Here is a 21,357-nt window from a genome sequence, read left to right on the forward strand (position 1 = left end):
TCAGCGGCGCTCCAACTCTTGCAGTTTCAGCCCGACCCACCACAGCAAGGCGATCGTGCCAAAGGGAACCAGACACAGCAGGCACCAGTATTTGTTGATCCCGAAGAACGGCAATATCTTCACCATCGGAATGATGGTCAGCGCGGACAGGATCAGCCACCAGATGCCACCCATTATTCAGTCTCCTGTTTTTCATCCCCCGGCAGAATGTAGTTCGCACCCTCCCACGGGGACATGAAATCAAACTGACGGTATTCCTGCACCAGGCTGACCGGCTCGTAGACCACGCGCTTTTGCGCCTCGTCATAGCGCACTTCGGTATAGCCGGTGGTCGGGAAATCCTTGCGCAGTGGGTAACCACGGAACCCATAGTCGGTCAGGATGCGCCGCAGGTCCGGATGGCCCGAGAACAGGATGCCGAACATGTCGAACACCTCACGCTCGAACCAATTGGCCGAGGGGTGCACGTCAACGATCGACGGCACCATGTCGTCTTCACGGATCGAGACCCGCAGCCGGATACGCTGGTTCTGGTACATCGACAGGAAATGGTACACCACGTCGAACCGTTTGGCGCGCTCGGGGTAATCCACGCCAGTGATGTCCACAAGGGTCGAAAACTGGCAGCTGCGATCAGATTTCAGGAACTCAATGAATTCCACGAGATTCGACGGTGCCACGTCCACGTTCAGTTCGCCATGGGTCACATCCCACGACAGAACACAATCAGACCGTTTCAGCTCCAGCTGTGCGCCGAGTTCTTTGAGTGCTTCACTCATTGCGGCCCTCCTGCAAAACTTCGTCATAGAACGTAGCTTCTGCGTCGTAAGATTTGAAAAACTTCGCCATAAAGTCGGGCATAATCGTCTTTGCGACGTTCTCGCCCGCATAATTCGCAACAGCGGCCATGTCACGCCATTTGGTCAGTACCATGACTTGGCAGGGATCCTGATCGCGCCGGACGAGGAAGGACACGCTTTCAAACCCATCCACGGCGCGCATGCCGGGGAGCGCACGTGTCCGAAAAGTACCGACCCACTCGGCAACATCGTCTCGGGCAACCACAGCCTCCCAGCGCCTGACAAACGGATCACTCATCGCACAATCGTTCCCGTGCGGCGGATTTTGCGTTGCAACTGCATCAGACCGTAAAGCAGTGCCTCAGCAGTCGGAGGGCATCCGGGCACGTAGATGTCCACCGGAACAACCCGGTCACAGCCACGTACGACGGAATAGGAATAGTGGTAATACCCACCGCCATTCGCGCAGGAGCCCATCGAGATCACATAGCGCGGCTCGGGCATCTGGTCATAGACCTTGCGCAGCGCGGGCGCCATCTTGTTGGTCAGCGTTCCCGCCACGATCATCACGTCCGACTGGCGCGGAGACGCCCGGGGCGCGATGCCGAACCGTTCCGCATCATAACGTGGCATCGAGGTATGCATCATCTCAACCGCGCAGCAGGCCAGTCCAAAGGTCATCCAGTGCAACGAGCCGGTGCGGGCCCAGTTGATGATGTCTTCGGTCGAGGTCAGCAGGAAACCCTTGTCCTGCAACTCGGCGTTCAGGGCCTGAGTGGCGACTTCCTTGTCGACACCGGCAGTGTTGGCACCTGTCATCACTCCCATTCCAGCGCCCCTTTCTTCCATTCATAGGCAAAGCCGATGGTCAGAACACCCAGGAACACCATCATGGACCAGAACCCGACATCGCTGATGTCTCTGAAGCCCACGGCCCAGGGAAACAGGAAAGCGATCTCTAGATCGAAGATGATGAACAGAATCGAAACCAGATAGAATCGGACGTCGAATTTCATCCGCGCATCGTCGAAGGCATTGAAACCACACTCATATGCGCTGACCTTTTCGGGGTCGGGATTGCGGACGGCCAGTACGACGGCGGCCAGAATCAAGACGATCCCAAGGCCCACGGCAACGGCCAGAAACACCAGAATCGGGAGGTACTCCCGCAGCAGGTCTTCCACGAATAGCTCCTTTCCTGCGCACATGTCTTGTCGGGTGCGCCGTCAATTGGCGTGTTGACTGGACATTCTCTATCTCTGCGGGGTCAGAGGGTCAACCGAACACAGCCCCCTTCGCGATCAAACCTGCGTTTGACAGCGCGGCATAGAATCGCAGCACCGGCGTTTGACTTTGGCTTGGTGGAGCCTGGTAAAACCTACTTATTCCATGCAGGTTTTCGTTTTTCAAAAAACGCCGCGATCCCTTCGCGTGCCTCTTGTGTTTCCCAGCGCTCGACCAACTCGCCTATGGTCTGATCGATCACGGCATCGTCGATGCGCGGACCCAGAGCGCGAACCAGCGCCTTGGCAGAGGCAACCGCCCCGGGCGCGCAAGACAAATAGGGGCGAATTTCGTCCTCAACCGCGTCCGAAAGCCGATCTGCCGAAACAGTTTTCGCCAGCAGGCCCAGATCAACGGCCTCGGACGCATCGAACAAACGGGCAGACATGAACACCCGGCGCGCGCGGGCTTCGCCCATGCGGGCGATGACATAGGGGCCAATTGTTGCGGGGATCAGCCCCAGGCGCGTTTCGGTCAACCCCATCTTCAGACTGTCGACCCCGATCGCGACATCGCACACGGCCGCCATGCCCACCCCGCCCCCAAAGGCATTGCCCTGCAACGCCCCGATCAGAGGCTTTGGCATCGTGTTCAGAGCCTGCAACATCTCGGCCAGCTTGCGCGCCTCGACAAAACGCGTCTTTTTGTCAGCCGCTATCTGGTCCTGCATCCACCCCAGATCACCGCCGGCACAAAACGTCTTGCCCGCCGCGGCCAGAACGACCGCCCGGACCGCGTCATCCTGACCAAGTTGCGATGCGGCGTCGGTCAATTCCGTGATCATCTGCCCCGACATGGCATTGTGTTTTTCAGGCCGGTTCAGGGTAAGCGTCGCGACACCGCGCATATCCGTCGAGATCGTGATCGTTTCAAACATGTCAGCCCCTCAAAGCCCTGGCCATCTGCGCGGCCTCTTCAATGACGTCGATATCCAGGCCAGTTTCATACCCCAGCCGCTGCAAATGCGCCGCAACATCCTCGGTGGCCACGTTACCGGCGGCACCCGGGGCGTAGGGGCAACCGCCCAACCCGCCCACGGCTGCATCGAACACCCGCACGCCCAGCGCCAATGCCGCATCGATGTTGTCGATCGCGCGCCCGTTGGTGTCATGAAAATGCCCCGCCAGCCGCGTCACCGGAACCCTCTCGCGCACAGCCAGAAGCATATGTGCAACCTTGTCCGGAGTTCCCTGCCCAATCGTGTCGCCCAGCGAAACCTCGTAACAGCCCAGCGCGAAAAGCCGATCAGCAATCTCAGCTACTTTTTCGGGCGGCGTCGGACCGTCATATGGGCAATCCGTCACGCATGAGACATAGCCACGAACCGGCAGGTCGATATGGCGCGCCGCCTCCAGAATCGGCGTGAACCGCTCGATCGACTCGGCGATGGAGGCATTGATATTGGCCTTCGAGAACCCTTCGGAGGCCGAGGCGAACACGGCGATCTCGTCCGCCTTGGCCGCCAGCGCGTCGCCATAGCCATGCATGTTCGGCGTCAGCGCGGCATAGCGCACCCCATTCGCACGCGTGATCCCCCCCAGCACCTGAGCGGAACCCGCCATCTGCGGCACCCATTTCGGGGACACGAAGCTTGCAACTTCGATCCGGCGAAACCCCGCACGGCTGAGACAGTCGATCAAGGCGATCTTGTCCGCGACCGGTATTTCGCGCTTTTCGTTTTGCAGCCCGTCGCGCGGCCCGACCTCATAGATTTCGACCAGCTCACCCATGTCCGCCCCCCTTCTGGATTGTTGTCGTTTCAAGCAATTATCGTCTGACCTTGGCACGCCGCGTTGCGCGGGTACAGATCAAGCTTCGTCCTCCAACCTCACCAGGGCAGCCCCGGCTTCGACCTGCGAACCATCCTCGACCAGCACTTCGGCAACGATCCCGTCCCGCGCCGCAAGCAGCGAATGCTCCATCTTCATCGCTTCCAAAATGGCCAGACGATCGCCTTTCTGTACGGTTTGTCCCGCCGTAGCGAAGACGGCTTTGACCAGACCGGGCATAGGCGCCTCGATCACATTGGTGTCACCGGTCGGGCTGGTATCCCGGTCCAGCGGATTGATGACGTCTAAGCTCTGACCGTAATCGGTGAAAACCGTCAGGGTCCCGTTATGTGCGGCAACGCGAGGCATCGGCGTGCCGTTCAACACCCAGCGCCCGGCAGTGCGTTCCGCAACGACACGGTTTTCGCCAATCTGCCAAATCTGGCGATCCGGCCCATCGACCTGCACGTCCAGATCCAGCACGTCGTCGCGACGGGACAATTGTACGGCGCGATGCAGCGGCGCCCACAGCGAAAACCCGGTTTCCGGATCGACATCCACCAGATCCAATGCCGTCATCGCAGCCGCGACCGCGGTAACATCCGACGGCTCGGGTTCCTGCACCAACGTTTCAAGGTCTCGCCCGATCAGCCCCGTATCGACATCGCCCGAGGCAAATCCTTCGTGACGCGTCAACGCGCCCAGAAAGGCCAGATTGGTAACAGTACCTGCAACTTCGGTCTGTTGCAGCACCCGGTTCAACGTCTCAAGTGCAATGGCACGCGTCGATCCATGCACCACCACCTTGGCGATCATCGGGTCATACCACGGGCTGATCGTGTCCCCGGCGCGAACGCCGCTATCGGCGCGACAGTTGCCGGGGAAAACTAGATGAGTCAGCGTTCCCGTCGCGGGCAGGAACCCTTTCGGCACATCCTCGGCATACAGACGAGCCTCGAAGGCATGGCCAGAGATCGCAAGATCATCCTGTTTCTTGGGAAGGCTCTCGCCTGCGGCCACGCGAAGCTGCCACTCGACCAGATCGATCCCCGTGATGGCCTCTGTCACCGGGTGCTCCACCTGAAGGCGCGTGTTCATTTCCATGAACCAGAACCTGTCGGGGCGCAGCCCATCAGAGGCATCGACGATGAATTCGACCGTGCCCGCGCCTTCATAGCCGATCGCCTCAGCGGCGCGCACACCCGCCTGACCCATAGCCTCGCGCATCTCAGACGTCATGCCCGGGGCAGGGGCTTCTTCGATCACCTTCTGATGGCGGCGCTGCAACGAGCAGTCCCTTTCGAACAGATGCACGGCATGAGTACCATCGCCGAACACCTGCACTTCGATATGGCGGGGTTTTGCCACGAATTTTTCGACCAGCACGGCATCATTACCGAAGGCGGTCCGGGCCTCGCCCCGCGCGCTGTCAAGCGCGGTCGCGAAATCCTCAGGGCGTTCAACAAGGCGCATCCCCTTGCCGCCGCCGCCCGCAACGGCCTTGATCAGAACCGGATAGCCGATCGCATCCGCCGCACCGGCCAGATGCTCGGGGTCCTGATTGTCGCCGTGATAGCCGGGTACGACCGGAACGCCGGCCTTCTCCATCAGAACCTTGGCCGCGTCCTTGAGGCCCATCTTGCGGATCGCATCCGCCGAAGGGCCGATAAACGTCAGCCCCGCCGCCTGCACGGCATCCACGAAACCGGGGTTCTCGGACAGAAAGCCATACCCCGGATGGATCGCCTGTGCACCGGTATCCAGCGCGGCCTGAATGATGACGTCGCCCTTCAAATAGCTGTCCGCCGGGGCGGGGCCGCCAATATGAACCGCCTCGTCCGCCATCTGAACGTGTTTGGCCGCCGCGTCCGCATCGGAATAGACAGCAACGCAGGACACGCCCATGGACTGGGCCGTTTCCATGACGCGGCAGGCGATCTCGCCCCGGTTGGCAATCAGGATTTTGTTGAACATGTCTTTCACCCTTCCACTGCCAGATCTTCGACGAGACGGAACCGTTCGCACACGAGTTTCATCTCAGGATCAAAGCCGCCGTTTCGCTGGAAATATCGACGATGATCTTCCCGCCATCCTTCAAGCGTTTCATTTTCACCTTCCGCCAAGGCGAATTCCTCGGTCACATCGCAGTAACGCTGGATCGAAACATCAACGGTTTCAATGACCAACGCCGGAGTGTCATCCCAGTTCAGCGCAATATCGCGGCGACCGGACTTGGGCATCTCAACGCTGTCATCAGGATAGTTTCTGAGCGCGTCGCAGGTCGCTGTTTTACGGCCAGAACGGACCAAGGCCAGAAGCTCTGAACTCAGCACGGGGTTGTCGCCGAATTTGAAGGTTTGTGCACCGGGATAGCGGGCGATTATGTCTTTCAAACTCTCGCTCATCTCACATCCGGAACACGCCGAAACGTGTCTCCTCGATCGGGGCATTCAGCGCGGCGCTGAGCGACAGGGCCAGCACATCGCGGCTTTTGCGCGGGTCAATGATGCCGTCATCCCACAGCCGCGCCGAGGCATAGAGCGGATGCGACTGTTCCTCGAACATATCCAGCGTCGGGCGTTTGAACTCGGCCTCTTCTTCGGCGGACCACGTGCCACCCTGCCGTTCTATCCCGTCGCGTTTGACGGTGGCCAGAACGCCAGCGGCCTGCTCGCCGCCCATCACCGAAATGCGCGAATTCGGCCAGGTCCACAGGAACCGGGGCTGATAGGCACGACCGGCCATGCCATAGTTCCCGGCCCCGAACGAGCCGCCGACCAGCATCGTGATCTTGGGCACCGACGTCGTGGCCACCGCCGTAACCATCTTGGCCCCATGCCGCGCGATGCCTTCGTTTTCGTATTTGCGACCGACCATGAACCCGGTGATGTTTTGCAGGAACAAAAGCGGGATTTTGCGTTGCGAACACAGCTCGACGAAATGGGCACCCTTCTGCGCCGCCTCGGAAAACAGCACGCCGTTGTTGGCGATGATCCCCACCGGGCAGCCTTTGACATGGGCAAACCCCGTGACCAGCGTTTCGCCGAAGCGCGGTTTGAATTCGTCGAACCGAGACCCATCGACCAGACGCGCAATCACTTCACGGATGTCATAGGGCGTGCGCAGATCAGCAGGGACAACGCCCAGGATTTCCTCGGGGTCATAGGCCGGATCTTCGGGGCTGGCCCAGTCCACCGTCTGCGGCTTGCGGCGATTGAGTGACCCAACCGCCCGACGGGCCAAGGCCAGCGCGTGCGCATCATCCTCGGCCAGATAGTCGGCGACGCCGGACAGGCGCGTGTGTACATCGCCGCCGCCCAGATCTTCGGCGCTGACAACCTCGCCCGTCGCGGCCTTGACCAGAGGCGGGCCGGCCAGAAAAATCGTGCCCTGTTCTTTGACGATGATCGTCACATCCGACATCGCCGGCACATAGGCGCCACCGGCCGTGCATGACCCCATGACCACGGCGATCTGAGCGATCCCCTTCGCGCTCATCCGCGCTTGGTTGTAGAAGATGCGGCCAAAGTGATCGCGGTCGGGAAAGACCTCATCCTGATTGGGCAGGTTCGCGCCACCGCTGTCGACCAGATAGATGCAGGGCAGATGGTTTTCCTCGGCAATCTCCTGCGCCCGCAGGTGTTTCTTGACCGTCATCGGGTAATAGGTGCCGCCCTTCACGGTGGCGTCGTTGCAGACCACCATGACCTGCTGCCCCTGCACAAGTCCAATGCCCGCGATGACGCCGGCGCAGGGCGCGGCATCGTCATACATCCCATGCGCCGCCGTCGCCCCGATTTCGAGGAACGGTGACCCCGGATCCAGCAGGTTCGCCACCCGCCGCCGGGGCAACATCTTGCCACGGGATTCATGCCGCGCGCGTGATTTCTCGCCGCCCCCCATGCGGGCTGCCTCGGCGGCGGCAGAGATCTGCGCCAGCGCTTCAAGATGAGCGGCGCGGTTTGTCTTGAAGCCCTCAGATGCGGGCATGGCTTTGGATGTGAGTTTCATGCATCCTCCAAAAGTAATTCAATTTCAAAAAGTTGCTGCATCCACCAACTTGCAGCTTCGGACAAAAGTTCATCAAAAGACCAACCCGCAAACGGTCCCGTCGGCATTAGTATCGCTTTCATTGTACTACCTTCCAAACCTTTGAATAGCGCAGCCGAAAACTGCTTTGATTCTTCTGATGCGTACGGCCCGGCTGGCAAAGTTCTCCACTTGAGTTCCACTTCGTTATCTGGAGACCAATTAGGCGCGTACTCTTTCAGAATTAGGTTTCTCTGTTTCTCGATGAACTCGGCAAAAATGAGATCTCGACCTTCGCCCTTCTTCCACCTTTGAAATCGTCTTTCGACTTCGGCCCCAATTTCGGGAAATTTATTGCAATCTACTTTATGTAATACGTGACCAACAACTCGCAGCAGAGTTACCGCTGAAATGTACATCACTCTGGACTCGCCACCCGGCTGAATTGGGCCGTAAGCCCATTTGTAAATTGCGCTAGATGCATCATCCAGCGCTTCTTGCGATTTCAAGCGTCGCGTGCCCTCGCCAAAGGTGACCCAAGTCATGCTTGTACCTCCCCCGCCGCCCGGGCCTTCAATTCTTTCCGGATCACCTTCCCGGTCACGGTCATCGGCAGTTCCTCCAGAAACGTCACCTCACGCGGATATGAATAATGCGCCAGACGATCCTTGACCCAATCCTGCAATTCGGCACCCGTGGCCTCGGCCCCCGGTTTCAACACCACATACGCCTTGACGATCTCGGTCCGCAGCGGGTCGGGCTTGCCGACCACGCCCACGGTGGCCACCGCCGGATGGGTCAGCAGGCAATCCTCGATCTCGGCCGGGCCAATGCGGTAACCGGCGGATGTAATCACATCATCATCGCGGCCCACAAAGCGCAGATAGTCGCATTCCCACACGCCGCGGTCTCCGGTGATCAGCCAATCACCCCGGAACTTCTCGGCCGTCGCTTGCGGATTGTTCCAGTATTCCAGCAGCATCGACGCCGAACCCCGCCGGATGGCGACATCGCCTTCCTCGCTGGTCGGGTTGCCGACATCGTCGATCACCGCGACTTCATGCCCGGGCACCGGCTTGCCGATACAGCCGGGTTGAACAGGGAAATCCTCGGCGCAGGAGGATACGACCATGTTGCACTCGGTCTGGCCGTAGAATTCGTTGATCGTCAGACCAAACGCACCTTGGCCCCAGGCCAGCATCTCGGCCCCCAGCGGCTCACCCCCGGACGCAACCGAGCGCAAACCGGGGATCGCCTGATCCGCCGCCTTGAGCATCCGCAGGGCGGTTGGCGGAAAGAACACATTCCGCACCCCGCCCCGCGCAATGATCTCGGCGCAGGCTTCGGGGGTGAACTTCTCAAGCCGTGCCGCGACAACCGGGATACCCAGCGCAAGGCCCGGCATCAGCACATCGAACAACCCGCCGATCCACGCCCAATCCGCCGGGGTCCACAGGCAGTCTCCTTCACGCAGGTGATTGTGGCTGATCGAGACACCCGGCACATGCCCGGTCAGAACCCGATGCCCGTGCAGCGCGCCTTTCGGGCTGCCGGTTGTACCAGAGGTGTAGATCAATACGGCAGGATCCTCGGGCCCTGTCGCGGCATAGGGCAGCGCTGGACCGGTCACGCCAATTTCGGATGCGATCAGAGGTTCAGCCAGATCGCCCAGCAAATCCGCCCCTTCGGCATCGCTCAGCACGATCTGAACGCCTGCATCGCCCGCCCGCGACCGCAGCGCATCTTGCTTGAACAACTTGAACAAGGGCACCGAAATCGCGCCGATCTTCCAGATCGCCAGATGAGCTGCCGCACACCAGGGTGACTGGCTCAGCAGCACTCCGACCCGATCACCGGGCCGGACGCGGGCCAGCAGGGCGCGGGCGATTCCGTCAGCCATTTGCGACAGCTGCCCATAGGTTATCAGCCGCTGCCCTGATCCGGTCAGATCGATAAGCGCCACCTGATCAGCCGGATGGTTCAGACATTGCTGCGCCATGTTCAGCCGGTCCGGTATGTCCCAGCCTCCTCCTGAGCGCAAACCCGGTATGCGCTCAGCGTGCAACAACGCGAATTCCCCTTGTTTTCCTGATGCTTCGCGACCTGACCTTGGGCGGACACATCACGCAAACTTGATGCAGATCAGAGTGGCCGGACACCGCCTTTGCGAAACCAAGAGCATCAACATAACCAAAGGCAAGAATATGACAAAGAAACTCGCCGCTTTGACACTGTCTACCGCGTTGGCCGCCCTGGCGGCTCCGGCTTTGGCCCAGTCGCAAGGGGACTGGACGCTGGGTATCGGTGTTGGCTATCTGGACCCGAAATCCGACAACGGCACGCTGGCCGGTGCGGCAGCGACGATCGACGCGGACACCCGCCCGATTTTCACCGCCGAATACTTTATTCGCGACAACCTGGGCATTGAGCTTCTGGCTGCGACCCCGTTCAAACACACCGTGGCCCTTGGCGGTACGGACGCGGCCACGGTCAAGCACCTGCCGCCCACCTTGTCGCTGAACTATCACTTCCCGACCAACAGCGCCTGGAAACCCTATGTCGGCGCCGGTCTCAACTATACGATCTTCTTCGACGAGCAATCGCCCCTGGGTAACATCAAGGTCGATGACTCCTTCGGCGTCTCGTTGCAGGCCGGTCTGGATTACATGGTCACCGACAACGGGGCGATCCGCCTGAACGTGCGCTGGTTCGATATTGACTCGGACGTCTCGCTCAACGGCGCGCCCATCGGCACCGCGGAAATCGATCCCTGGCTGGTCGGTGTTTCCTACGTCCATCGGTTCTGATCCCGTTTCCAAAGCGCCCTGCGGTTACCTCGCCCGCAGGGCGTTCTTTCTTTCAGAGCATTTCATTCATCATTTCGCGGCCGATCAGCATCCGGCGAATCTCGCTGGTGCCTGCGCCGATTTCCATCAGCTTGGCATCCCGGAAAATCCGGCTGACTGGCGCATCCGACAGGAAGCCCGCCCCGCCCAGCGCCTGAACCGCCTGATGGGCCTGAACCATCGCCTGTTCCGACGCGTAAAGGCAGCACGCTGCCGCATCCTGCCGGGTCACGTCACCGCGGTCACACGCCTTGGCGACCTCATAGACATATGCCCGCGCCGAGTTCATCGCGGTGTACATGTCGGCAATCTTGCCCTGCATCAACTGAAAGCTGCCGATGGGTTTGCCGAACTGCTTGCGTTCCGCCAGATAAGGCATCACTTCGTCCAGACAGGCGGCCATGATGCCGGTCCCGATGCCTGCCAGCACGACCCGTTCATAATCCAGCCCCGACATGAGCACGGCAACACCCTTGCCCTCTTCGCCCAACACGTTCTCGAACGGCACCTCTACATCTTCAAAGATCAGTTCAGCCGTGTTCGACCCGCGCATACCCAGCTTGTCGAAATGGGGCGAGGTTGAAAAACCCTTCATCTCTTTTTCGATCAGAAATGCGGTAATACCCTTCGATCCGGCATCGGGGTCGGTCTTGGCATAAACCACCAGAGTATCCGCATCCGGCCCGTTGGTGATCCAGTATTTGTTGCCGTTCAGACGATAATGGTCGTTCCGCTTTTCCGCGCGCAGCTTCATCGACACCACATCCGACCCGGCCGAAGGCTCCGACATGGCCAGCGCCCCCACATGCTCGCCCGAGATCAGCCGCGGCAGGTATTTCTGCTTCTGTTCTTCATTGCCGTTCAGCTTGATCTGGTTTACACACAGGTTCGAATGCGCCCCGTATGACAAAGAAACCGAAGCTGAAGCGCGCGCGACCTCTTCGACGGCGATCGTATGCGCCAGATAAGACATGCCTGCACCGCCGTACTCTTCCGGCACGGTAACACCCAGCAGACCAAGCTCTCCCATCTCTTTCCACAGCTCGTTCGGAAAGGCATTTTTTGAATCGATCTCGGCCGCCATCGGCTTGACACGCTCCTGCGCCCAGCGATGCACCATCTCGCGCAGGGCATTCACATCCTCACCCAGATCGAACTTCATCGTGGCCATGAACATCTGCGTCTTCCCTCCGCTTTAATGAACAAGTGTTCAATAAATCTCTAGCAGTGAATCTTTTGCCGGTCAATCTTTGTGACAGCGCGTCCAAAACGGAAAACACCGCCCCGAAAAGGGCGGCGTTTCAAAAGATCGAGCGTGCGCCGCAGGCGCACTCCGCTTGGTCAAGACTGATAAACCGCGCTCACTTCGGCCCGGATGATCCGGGCGATCAATCGACAATCCTCCAGGGAAAACGTCAAAGGCACGCGCATATCCATAACGCCGGCCAGAACGCGGTCACTTTCCGGCATCCGCTCGCTATCGAAATATCGCCAACTGTCATAGCGCGACGTGAATCCTGTCGGTTCGGCACCGCCGAACCACTTCAACTCAACCCCACGCGCCGCGCAACGGCTGATCACTTCGGCTATCCGTTCAGGCGCCCAATCCAGCAGCAGGAACTGAATCGAAGAACCGACATAGGTTTCCTCTTCGGGCCGTTCGACGATCGTCAGACCCGGCGTACCCCGCAACCCGGTTTCGATCTCGCGATAACGTTCGTTCCACCGGGCCACCTGCCGGTCCAGATCCCGCAATTGCGGGCGCAGGATCGCCGCGCGCAAATTGTCCATCCGGCCAGAAACGTTGGGCGTGGTGTATTTGATCCGCTCGAACACCTCAGGCCCCGGCGCCGCCAGATGGCGTTCGTACAACATGTAGGACCCCGACAACATGGTGGCCTTGGCCGCCAGTTCCTCGTCATCGGTGACCAGCAAGCCCCCTTCGCCCGAATTGACGTGCTTGTAGGTCTGACAGGAATAACACCCGATCGCGCCCTGCCGTCCTGACAACTGACCGCGCCAGGCTGCCCCCATCGTGTGTGCGCAATCCTCGATCACGATCACCCCGGCCGCGTCACACATCTGCATCAGCCGGTCCATATCACACAGATGCCCGCGCATATGGCTGAGCATCAGAACACGGGCTTGATCCAGCTTGCCCTCAAGATCATCCAGATCAATGGTCAGGTCTTCCGTCACTCCGACAAAAATTGCCCGCCCTCCGACCGAGGCAATCGACCCCGGCACCGGGGCCAGCGTGAACGCATTGGTCAAAACCGGATCGCCCGGCTGCACGCCTACCGCACGCAGGGCCGTGGCCAGAGCGTAACCGCCAGACGAAACCGCAAGACAGTATTTGGCCCCCATCTGCGCGGCAAATTCCTGCTCCAGCAGGGCCGTTTCCCCCAACTCTCCGGGGACGACATTGTATCGATGCAGACGCCCATGGCGCAGAACGGCCAGTGCCGCCTCGATTGCATCTTCCGAAAGGGGTTCCTGCTGCGTAAAGCTGCCAGAGAATACGTCGGTCATGGTCTTGTTCTGAGGCTCCGAAAGGGTCCGGTCAAGGTTTCAGGCTGCCGCACCGATCAGATCAGGCACAAGGCCGGGCAAGTCGTCAAAATGATGCAGAAGGGCTTCGGGTTCCAGCGCCGCCATGTCATCCCCCGATGGCCCGAAGGTAACCAGCACCGAAGGAACGCCCGCCGCCCTGGCGGTATTGCGGTCGGTATCCGAGTCTCCGACCAGCACGCACAAGTTCGGATCGCCCCCGGCACGGCGCGCGGCTTCACGCAAAGGCGCCGGGTCCGGTTTGCGTACCGGCAGCGTATCGGCCCCGACCAAAGATGCAAAACGGTCCCGCACCCCCATGCGCGTCAGCAACAATTCGGCCAGATGTTCCGGTTTGTTCGTGCAAATGCCCACACCGTAACCCGCGTCACTCAGCACCTCGACCGCCTGTAGTGCACCCGGGTAGAAACTGGTGTGGGTGTCGATGTCCTGCGCGTAGGCCTCAAGAAGTACCGGGTAATAGGCCTGCACCGTATCCTCGTCATAGGCCCCGACTCGTTTTAGCCCGTGGGTCAGCATCATGCGTCCACCTCGCAGCGCCACACCGGAATCTGGCCCGTGGACCAGTACATCCCCGTGCCCCATCATGCGGAAACAATGGTTCGCGGCCGCCAGCAAATCGCCGGATGTGTCCGCCAAAGTGCCGTCCAGATCGAAGATGACGGTGCGCATTTCGCCCCCTTGCTCGGCAGGTTTTCGCCGTATCCTGTTTCAATCGGCAATCTTGTTTGATGGCCGAACGGCTTGCGCCTTTGACCTCAGCGGATAAAACGGAAGGCAACAAAACACAAAGAGAAAACGAATTCATGACCACTGCCCTTGTCATCCTTGCCGCCGGAAAAGGCACCAGGATGAATTCGGACCTTCCCAAAGTTCTGCATCCCATCGCTCAGGTTCCGATGCTGATCCATGCGATGCGCGCCGGATCTGTCCTGTCGCCCGAACACACCGTGATCGTCACCGGCCACGGGTCCGAAGCTGTGGCAAAGGTTGCACGGGCCGAGGATGAAGGGGCGCAGATCACTGTGCAGGAAGACCAGTTGGGTACGGCCCATGCGGTCGCCCAGGCCCGAAGCGCATTGAGCGGGTTCGAAGGTGATGTGGTCGTTCTTTACGGCGACACCCCGTTCTTGCAGCCCGACACGCTGGAAAGGATGATCGAGGCACGGTCAGGGAATGACCTTGTTATTCTTGGCTTTGAAGCAGCCGATCCCGCCCGTTATGGCCGGCTGGTTATGAATGGCGACGTGCTGGAACGCATTGTCGAATTCAAGGATGCGTCGGATGAAGAACGATCCATAACATTCTGCAATTCAGGGCTTTTGGCCTGCAATGCGCAGCTGCTGTTTTCGCTGATCGATGAGGTCGGAAACGACAACGCTTCGGGCGAATACTATCTGACCGACGTGGTTGAAATTGCGCGCCGTCGGGGGCTTAACGTGACCGCAGTCGCGTGCGACGAGGCGCAGACGCTGGGCGTGAACTCTCGCGTTGATCTGGCGGCCGCCGATGCCGTATTTCAGGCGCGCGCCCGTGCCGAGCTGCTTGACCTGGGCGTCACCTTGATGGCGCCTGACACGGTGTATCTGGCCGCAGATACGGTGGTCGGGCGCGATACGGTGATCGAACCGAATGTGGTGTTCGGCCCGGGCGTCACGGTCGAAAGCGGCGCAACGATCCGCGCCTTTTCACATCTTGAGGGCTGCCATGTCAGCCGGGGCGCTGTCGTCGGCCCCTACGCGCGCCTGCGCCCCGGAGCCGAACTGGCCGAAAACACGCGGGTCGGCAATTTTGTCGAGATCAAGAATGCCGAAATCGCCGAAGGCGCGAAGGTCAATCACCTCAGCTATATCGGGGACGCTTCGGTTGGCGCTGCGACCAACATCGGCGCGGGCACGATCACCTGCAACTATGACGGCGTGATGAAGCACAAGACCACGATTGGTGAGAATGTCTTTGTCGGCTCGAACACCATGCTGGTGGCGCCGGTCACAGTGGGCGACGGCGCGATGACCGCGACGGGCACTGTCGTGACCAGGGATGTGGACCCTGATGCGCTGGCTGTTGCGCGGGCCAAGCAGGAAAACAAGCCCGGATATGCGCGCAAATTGTTTGATATGTTGAAGGCGAAAAAGGCTCGCCGCGATAAAAAGGCCTGAGATATGTGTGGAATAGTAGGTGTTTTGGGGCAGCACGAGGCCGCCCCTATTCTGGTAGAAGCCCTGAAACGGCTGGAATATCGCGGCTATGACAGCGCCGGGATTGCAACCGTCAACGACGGCGCATTGGGCCGGCGGCGCGCGGTTGGCAAGCTGGTCAACCTCAGCGACCTTCTGGTGCATGATCCTCTTCCCGGAAAATCCGGCATAGGCCATACCCGCTGGGCCACGCATGGCGCCCCGTCGGTCAACAATGCACATCCGCACAAGGCGGGCCCTGTGGCCGTCGTTCACAACGGCATCGTCGAAAACTATCGCGACCTGAGGGCCGAACTGGCCGAACATGGCGTTGATTTCCAAACCGAAACCGACACGGAAACGGTTGCCCTCATGACGGAACACCACCTGAACTCGGGCCTGTCCCCGGTTGAGGCCGCGTTCAAGACGATCGACCAGTTGGAAGGCGCCTTTGCGCTGGCCTTTCTGTTCGACGGAGAGGACGACCTGATCGTGGCGGCCCGCAAGGGATCACCACTGGCCATCGGCCATGGGGATGGCGAGATGTATGTGGGCTCTGACGCCATCGCCCTGGCGCCTCTGACCAACCAGATCACATATCTGGAAGAAGGCGACCGCGCGGTTCTGACGCGAACGTCGCTTGAAATCCGCAACGAAGCCGGTGAGCTGGCCAACCGGGAAAAGCGCAAGATCAAGCTGGATCATACGCGTGCGGACAAGGGCGAGCACAAGCATTTCATGGCCAAGGAAATCGCTGAACAGCCCATCGTTGTAGCAGAGGCGATCCGGTCCTACCTGCCCACGGGTGGTGACCGCGTGGCACTGCCCGATGCCGATCTGGATTTTAGCAAGCTAGACCGTCTGACCATGGTGGCCTGCGGCACCGCGTTTTACGCCTGCCTGACCGCGAAATACTGGTTCGAGCAACTGGCCAAGATGCCGGTCGAGGTCGATATCGCCAGCGAGTTCCGCTATCGCGAACCTCCGATCACGGATCGAACACTGGCGCTTTTCGTCAGCCAGTCGGGCGAAACCGCCGACACGCTGGCCGCGTTGCGGTATTGTGAGGGCAAGGCAGACAAGATCGTTTCGGTCGTCAACGTGCCCGAAAGCTCGATTGCACGCGAAAGCGATATCGCCTTGCCGATCCATGCCGGTGTCGAAATCGGAGTGGCGTCGACAAAAGCCTTCACCTGCCAGTTGAGCGTGCTGCTGATGCTGGCGCTCAAGGCCGCAGCAGACCGGGGCACGATGACGGATGAGGACATCGCCGATCATGCCGCCGCGCTGCGCGGGTTGCCGACCGTATTGAACGCCGCACTCGATCAGAACCGGGCAATCCGCAAAGCCGCCCAACGCCTGTCCGAGGCACGCGACGTCCTGTTTCTGGGCCGTGGCCTGATGTATCCGCTGGCAATGGAAGGCGCGCTGAAGCTGAAGGAAATCAGCTATATCCACGCCGAAGGTTATGCGTCAGGAGAGTTGAAACACGGCCCCATCGCCCTGATCGACAAGCATATGCCCGTGGTTGTCATGGCACCCCGTGACACCGTGTTCGACAAGACCGTATCGAATATGCAGGAAGTGATGGCGCGCAAGGGCAAGGTGATCCTGGTCTCTGATGATGACGGCATTGACGAGGCCGGCGACGGCGTCTGGAGCACCATCCGCATGCCGCATGTTCACACCAGTCTTGCACCGATCCTGTATTCGGTTCCCGCGCAATTGCTGGCCTATCACACGGCGGTTGCCAAGGGCACCGATGTGGATCAGCCGCGCAATCTGGCAAAGTCGGTCACGGTGGAGTGAATTATGGCCAAGCAGTTCCCACAGCTTGAGGAAGCGCATCAAAAATTCATCGAAGATCAGCACATGTTCTTCGTCGGCACCGCTGGCGCCGAAGGTCGTGTCAATATTTCCCCCAAGGGAATGGACTCGCTGCGGGTACTGGGGCCGAACCGCATCGTCTGGATGAACCTGACCGGCAGTGGCAATGAAACGGCGGGGCATCTTTTGCAGGTCAACAGGATGACGCTGATGTGGTGTTCTTTCACCACACGTCCGATGATCCTGCGCACCTATGGCACGGCACGTTGCCTGCATGTCGGGGATGATGGATGGGACGACCTTGCCGGCCTATTCCCAAATCACCGAAGCGCACGGCAGATCTATGACCAGTCGATAGACATGGTACAGACCTCTTGCGGCTATGCCGTACCATTCATGGAATTCCAATCCGACCGCGATACGATGCAGAAATGGGTGGATGGAAAATCAGACGAGGACATCCGCTCGTATTGGGTGGAAAGGAACAGCCATACGATTGATGGAAAGCCAACCGGCGTACCGACGTGAGCCCGATGCTGAGTGGATATCTCGATCAGATCAAAGCGCATGGCGACCCCGAGCGGGCAACCCAGATGGCCAGTTACCACAAGGCGGATCGCATCTATCTGGGCGTCGCGAACCCGGTTCTCAACGACCTGACCAAGGCGTGGCGGAAAGAACTGGACGTACCGGCGCGGGTCGCATTGGCGGACGGGCTGTGGCAAAGCAACATCCACGAAGGGCGACTTGCCGCATCCAAACTTTTGACTCAGGCACGCATCCGACCGGATGCGGCGGTTTGGAATTTGCTTCAAAGCTGGCTGCCGGATTTCGATGCCTGGGCCGTTGCGGACCACGCGTGCATGGCGATGCAAAAACGGCTTTCAGCAGATCCCGAACGGTTGGACGAGGTCGAGCTGTGGACCCGGTCCGATCACATGTGGACCCGGCGCGCCGCCTTGGTCGCAACCCTGCCCTGGACCAAACAGAACCACCCCAAGCCTGACGATCTGCACCGCCGTGATCGCATCCTTGGCTGGGCTGCGGGATATGTTTCGGACCGCGACTGGTTCATCCAGAAATCCATCGCCTGGTGGCTGCGCGAACTGTCCAAACATGACCCGGAACGCGTGATCGCCTTTCTGAAACAGCACGGTGATGCCATGAAGCCGTTTGCCCGCCGCGAAGCAGGCAAATACCTGAAAAATCAGTTCACATAGACCTCAAGCTCGACAAGTTCGTCGAAGGGCACCAGCAGGGCCCTCATGGCGTCCAGCGACAAGCGGCTGCCGCTGCTGTCCGGACCGGAAACCGGGACCAACGTGATATAGGCCTGCGCCCCGGTCCGTGGCACGACGACACGCGCCGTAACTTCGCTGTCTACCAGCGGTGTCTGCATCCAGCGCCCCGGAGTGGTCGGATCCCCAAGCCCGGCGATGGTGGTTTTCGCGCCAACCCAGTTCGGGCGCGCGGAAACCGGTTCAGGTTGCAACACCTCTTCGGCAACTGCTGTGCCCGTTTCCGTGTCAGGCACCGTCTGGGCGGGCGCGTCGCCCCCGCCGAACACTCGGTCAGTCGTTGACTGCACGGCGTCGCATCCGGCCGTCATTACACATGTCAAAACAAGTATTTTCTTCATGCCGGAAACCTACAACCCTGCGCCCACCTGTTCCAGCGCAAAGCGCAGTTCGCCCTTGTCGCGGCCATGTTCCAGCTTTACCTATATGGCATGACAGCTCCGCTAATCGACCCGTTTGCCCGCGCCATCACGTATCTCCGCGTCTCCGTCACGGATCGCTGCGACTTCCGCTGCGTGTATTGCATGTCCGAGAACATGACCTTTCTGCCCAAGAAAGACCTGCTGACATTGGAGGAACTGGACCGGATGTGTTCGACCTTCGTCAGAATGGGGGTCGAAAAGCTGCGCATTACGGGTGGTGAGCCTTTGGTGCGTCGCAACATCATGACGTTCTTCAATTCGATGACACGTCATCTGGACAGCGGTGCATTGAAGGAGTTGACGCTGACAACCAACGGTTCGCAACTGCACCGATTTTCCGAAGACCTTTATGCGGCCGGTGTGCGTCGGGTGAATGTCTCGCTGGACACTCTGGATGATGACAAGTTTGCCAAGGTGACGCGCTGGGGTCGCCTGAAACAGGTTTTGAACGGAATCGACGCCGCGCAAAAAGCTGGCCTGCGGATCAAGATAAATGCCGTTGCCCTGAAAGGGTTCAACGAGCCCGAACTTCCCAAAATCACGGAATGGTGCGCCCAGCGGGATATGGATCTGACCTGGATCGAAGTCATGCCCATGGGCGATATAGGAAACGAAGACCGCCTGGATCAGTACTGGTCGCTCAAGGACGTGCGGAAAGAATACGAAAACCGCTATTCGGTCACCGATCTGGCCGAACGCAGCGGTGGCCCGGCCCGTTACGTGCGGCTCGAGGAAACCGGCCAGAAAATCGGTTTCATAACGCCACTGTCGCACAATTTCTGTGAAAGCTGCAACAGGGTCCGCCTAACCTGCACGGGCGAACTTTACATGTGCCTGGGTCAGGAAGACATGGCCGACCTGCGCGGCGCCCTGCGCGATCATACCGACACCGAACAGCCACTTGAAGACGCGATCCGATCTGCGATCAATCTCAAGCCCAAAGGGCATGACTTCGACTATTCCCGCCAAGCCGTCGATGGCCGGATGAGCCGTCACATGAGCCATACAGGCGGCTGATATGCCGGATCACGACGGCCGCCCCACGGCGTTGTACCATGTGTACCGCGCCCTCACGTCTCTGGCCGCGCCCCTGATATGGCGGGTCGTTCGGAACAAGCTGCGGGAAGCAAACGTACCCGACAAGCGTCAACAAGAACGCCTTGGCCATGCCAGCCTGCCCAGACCGAATGGGCGTTTGGTCTGGTTCCACGCCGCCAGCGTCGGCGAAAGCCTTTCGGTTCTCAGCCTGATCAGACGGCTGGCAGATCGCCTGCCTGAGGCCGAGTTTCTGATCACCTCGGGCACCCCGACCTCAGCGGCTCTGATCGAAAAACGCCTGCCGTCCCGCACACGGCATCAATTCCCGCCGCTGGACACGGCAGGCCCGGTCCGGCGCTTTCTGAACCATTGGCAACCAGAGGGCGGAGTTTTCGTCGAAAGTGAAATATGGCCGCGTTTGATCGTCGAAAGCGCCAGACGCGGCGTTCCGCTGGCCCTTCTGAATGCACGACTGTCGGACAAGTCCGTTGCCGGTTGGAAAAAACGCCCCAGAACAGCGCGGTTCGTATTGAGCAAGTTCAACCTGTTCCTGACACAAAACGGCAAAACCGCAGCCAACCTGATAGCCATGGGTGCCCCTGTCGGCCGCGTCCGGCCCGGCACCAATCTCAAGGCCATGTCAGACCCTCTTCCCATAGACCACGGCACGCTGGACGACATTGGTTCTCAGATTTCTGGCAGACCTGTGTGGATCGCCAGTTCAACCCATGCCGGTGAAGAGGAAATCGTTCTGGCCGCGCATAAATCACTTCTGGAACGCTGGCCCGATCTGCTGCTGTTGCTGATCCCCCGCCACCCAGAGCGCCGCGGCGATATCGCAAAACTACTGGACGCCTCCGATCTCAACGCCGCGTTCCGATCAGAAAGTTCCCTGATCAAAACCGAAACCCAAGTATATGTCGCCGACACATTGGGCGAGACCGGCACATGGTACGCTCTGTCTCCCATCGTGTTCCTGGGCGGCTCCCTTAAAAATATCGGCGGCCACAACCCTTTCGAACCCGCCCAGGCCGGAGCCGCCGTGATAACCGGTCCCGGATACTTCAATTTTGCTGAAACATTCGCGCCGTTGATCAAAACCGGTGGCGCCATCGAGGTTCAAACCGAAACAGATCTCTCTGCGGCGGTCGACCATTGGCTTTCAGACGACCAAGCCCTGACCCGGGCCCGCAGCGCCGCCCAATCCTGCGTCAAGACGCAAAGCAACGCACTGGATTCCGTCGTGGAAACGCTGTGCCGTTCGCTCGACCTGACGTAAGTAGGCGGGATCCTTCT

23 protein-coding genes are annotated in these 21,357 nt (G+C 59.9%); 7 read left to right on the forward strand and 16 right to left on the reverse strand.

Going from position 1 to position 21,357, the window contains the following annotated elements:
* The 12 genes from GS614_RS05010 to GS614_RS05065 form a co-directional block, all read right to left on the reverse strand.
* On the reverse strand, window positions 1-174 hold the full coding sequence (locus tag GS614_RS05010) for a hypothetical protein (RefSeq protein WP_010442775.1): 174 nt from the start codon (window positions 172-174) through the stop codon (window positions 1-3).
* On the reverse strand, window positions 174-779 hold the full coding sequence (locus GS614_RS05015) for an NADH-quinone oxidoreductase subunit C (protein ID WP_171115033.1): 606 nt from the start codon (window positions 777-779) through the stop codon (window positions 174-176). Before GS614_RS05015 ends, GS614_RS05010 begins: the two co-directional genes overlap by 1 nt.
* Window positions 772-1,098: an antibiotic biosynthesis monooxygenase gene (locus GS614_RS05020; RefSeq protein WP_171725633.1), complete on the reverse strand. Its 327-nt coding sequence runs from the start codon at window positions 1,096-1,098 to the stop codon at window positions 772-774. Before GS614_RS05020 ends, GS614_RS05015 begins: the two co-directional genes overlap by 8 nt.
* The gene (locus GS614_RS05025; RefSeq protein WP_010442777.1) at window positions 1,095-1,628 is read right to left on the reverse strand and encodes an NADH-quinone oxidoreductase subunit B family protein; all 534 of its coding nucleotides are present in this window, start codon (window positions 1,626-1,628) and stop codon (window positions 1,095-1,097) included. Before GS614_RS05025 ends, GS614_RS05020 begins: the two co-directional genes overlap by 4 nt.
* Window positions 1,619-1,984, reverse strand: a complete 366-nt coding sequence (locus GS614_RS05030) for an NADH-quinone oxidoreductase subunit A (protein ID WP_068335558.1) — start codon at window positions 1,982-1,984, stop codon at window positions 1,619-1,621. The genes GS614_RS05025 and GS614_RS05030 overlap by 10 nt, the downstream gene beginning before the upstream one ends.
* Before the next feature lie 194 nt (window positions 1,985-2,178).
* Window positions 2,179-2,961, reverse strand: coding sequence for a crotonase/enoyl-CoA hydratase family protein (locus GS614_RS05035; protein ID WP_171725634.1), 783 nt, complete (start codon window positions 2,959-2,961; stop codon window positions 2,179-2,181).
* A gap of 1 nt (window position 2,962) precedes the next feature.
* Complete coding sequence (locus GS614_RS05040) at window positions 2,963-3,814, reverse strand: hydroxymethylglutaryl-CoA lyase (protein ID WP_171725635.1); 852 nt, start codon at window positions 3,812-3,814, stop codon at window positions 2,963-2,965.
* Between the two features lie 78 nt (window positions 3,815-3,892).
* Window positions 3,893-5,827 carry an acetyl/propionyl/methylcrotonyl-CoA carboxylase subunit alpha gene (locus GS614_RS05045; protein WP_171725636.1) on the reverse strand — a complete coding sequence of 645 codons (1,935 nt, stop codon included), beginning with the start codon at window positions 5,825-5,827 and terminating at the stop codon, window positions 3,893-3,895.
* Window positions 5,828-5,832: 5 nt separating this feature from the next.
* Window positions 5,833-6,258 carry an ASCH domain-containing protein gene (locus tag GS614_RS05050; RefSeq protein WP_171725637.1) on the reverse strand — a complete coding sequence of 142 codons (426 nt, stop codon included), beginning with the start codon at window positions 6,256-6,258 and terminating at the stop codon, window positions 5,833-5,835.
* A 1-nt stretch (window position 6,259) separates the two neighbouring features.
* Window positions 6,260-7,864 (reverse strand): carboxyl transferase domain-containing protein, encoded by a 1,605-nt coding sequence (locus GS614_RS05055; protein ID WP_171725638.1) that lies wholly within the window; start codon window positions 7,862-7,864, stop codon window positions 6,260-6,262.
* Window positions 7,861-8,427, reverse strand: coding sequence for a hypothetical protein (locus GS614_RS05060; protein ID WP_171725639.1), 567 nt, complete (start codon window positions 8,425-8,427; stop codon window positions 7,861-7,863). The genes GS614_RS05055 and GS614_RS05060 overlap by 4 nt, the downstream gene beginning before the upstream one ends.
* Window positions 8,424-9,950, reverse strand: a complete 1,527-nt coding sequence (locus GS614_RS05065) for an AMP-binding protein (protein WP_171725640.1) — start codon at window positions 9,948-9,950, stop codon at window positions 8,424-8,426. Before GS614_RS05065 ends, GS614_RS05060 begins: the two co-directional genes overlap by 4 nt.
* Window positions 9,951-10,086: 136 nt before the next feature.
* On the opposite strand from GS614_RS05065, the gene GS614_RS05070 reads away from it, so the two are divergent.
* Window positions 10,087-10,689, forward strand: a complete 603-nt coding sequence (locus GS614_RS05070) for an OmpW family protein (protein ID WP_171205456.1) — start codon at window positions 10,087-10,089, stop codon at window positions 10,687-10,689.
* A gap of 52 nt (window positions 10,690-10,741) precedes the next feature.
* Here the strand turns inward: GS614_RS05070 and GS614_RS05075 are convergent, their stop codons facing one another.
* From GS614_RS05075 to GS614_RS05085, 3 genes are all read right to left on the reverse strand, one after another.
* Entirely contained in the window at window positions 10,742-11,905 is a 1,164-nt protein-coding gene (locus GS614_RS05075; RefSeq protein ID WP_171725641.1) for an isovaleryl-CoA dehydrogenase, read from the reverse strand.
* 164 nt (window positions 11,906-12,069) lie between these two features.
* A complete protein-coding gene (locus tag GS614_RS05080; protein ID WP_171231297.1) occupies window positions 12,070-13,260 on the reverse strand; it encodes a DegT/DnrJ/EryC1/StrS aminotransferase family protein in 1,191 nt (396 codons plus the stop codon).
* A 39-nt stretch (window positions 13,261-13,299) separates the two neighbouring features.
* Entirely contained in the window at window positions 13,300-13,971 is a 672-nt protein-coding gene (locus tag GS614_RS05085) for an HAD-IA family hydrolase (protein WP_171725642.1), read from the reverse strand.
* A gap of 134 nt (window positions 13,972-14,105) precedes the next feature.
* On the opposite strand from GS614_RS05085, the gene glmU reads away from it, so the two are divergent.
* The 4 genes from glmU to GS614_RS05105 are packed head-to-tail and all read left to right on the forward strand — an operon-like array spanning window position 14,106 to window position 18,523.
* Window positions 14,106-15,458 carry a bifunctional UDP-N-acetylglucosamine diphosphorylase/glucosamine-1-phosphate N-acetyltransferase GlmU gene (gene glmU / locus GS614_RS05090; RefSeq protein WP_171725643.1) on the forward strand — a complete coding sequence of 451 codons (1,353 nt, stop codon included), beginning with the start codon at window positions 14,106-14,108 and terminating at the stop codon, window positions 15,456-15,458.
* A gap of 3 nt (window positions 15,459-15,461) precedes the next feature.
* A complete protein-coding gene (glmS, locus tag GS614_RS05095) occupies window positions 15,462-17,285 on the forward strand; it encodes a glutamine--fructose-6-phosphate transaminase (isomerizing) (RefSeq protein ID WP_171167300.1) in 1,824 nt (607 codons plus the stop codon).
* A 3-nt stretch (window positions 17,286-17,288) separates the two neighbouring features.
* A complete protein-coding gene (locus GS614_RS05100; protein ID WP_171329724.1) occupies window positions 17,289-17,831 on the forward strand; it encodes a pyridoxamine 5'-phosphate oxidase family protein in 543 nt (180 codons plus the stop codon).
* A gap of 5 nt (window positions 17,832-17,836) precedes the next feature.
* Window positions 17,837-18,523 carry a DNA alkylation repair protein gene (locus GS614_RS05105; RefSeq protein ID WP_171725940.1) on the forward strand — a complete coding sequence of 229 codons (687 nt, stop codon included), beginning with the start codon at window positions 17,837-17,839 and terminating at the stop codon, window positions 18,521-18,523.
* On the opposite strand, the gene GS614_RS05110 is transcribed toward GS614_RS05105, so the two are convergent.
* Window positions 18,511-18,942 carry a hypothetical protein gene (locus GS614_RS05110; protein WP_171725644.1) on the reverse strand — a complete coding sequence of 144 codons (432 nt, stop codon included), beginning with the start codon at window positions 18,940-18,942 and terminating at the stop codon, window positions 18,511-18,513. The two genes, GS614_RS05105 and GS614_RS05110, sit on opposite strands and share 13 nt — an antisense overlap.
* 90 nt (window positions 18,943-19,032) lie before the next feature.
* Here GS614_RS05110 and moaA point away from each other — a divergent pair, with 90 nt between their 5' ends.
* Both moaA and GS614_RS05120 read left to right on the forward strand, forming a co-directional pair.
* On the forward strand, window positions 19,033-20,040 hold the full coding sequence (gene moaA / locus GS614_RS05115; RefSeq protein ID WP_171116477.1) for a GTP 3',8-cyclase MoaA: 1,008 nt from the start codon (window positions 19,033-19,035) through the stop codon (window positions 20,038-20,040).
* Between the two features lies 1 nt (window position 20,041).
* Entirely contained in the window at window positions 20,042-21,340 is a 1,299-nt protein-coding gene (locus GS614_RS05120; protein ID WP_171725645.1) for a 3-deoxy-D-manno-octulosonic acid transferase, read from the forward strand.
* Window positions 21,341-21,357 lie beyond the last annotated feature (17 nt).

Source organism: Ruegeria sp. HKCCD6604, assembly GCF_013110635.1.
In the GTDB taxonomy this organism is placed as follows: domain Bacteria; phylum Pseudomonadota; class Alphaproteobacteria; order Rhodobacterales; family Rhodobacteraceae; genus Ruegeria.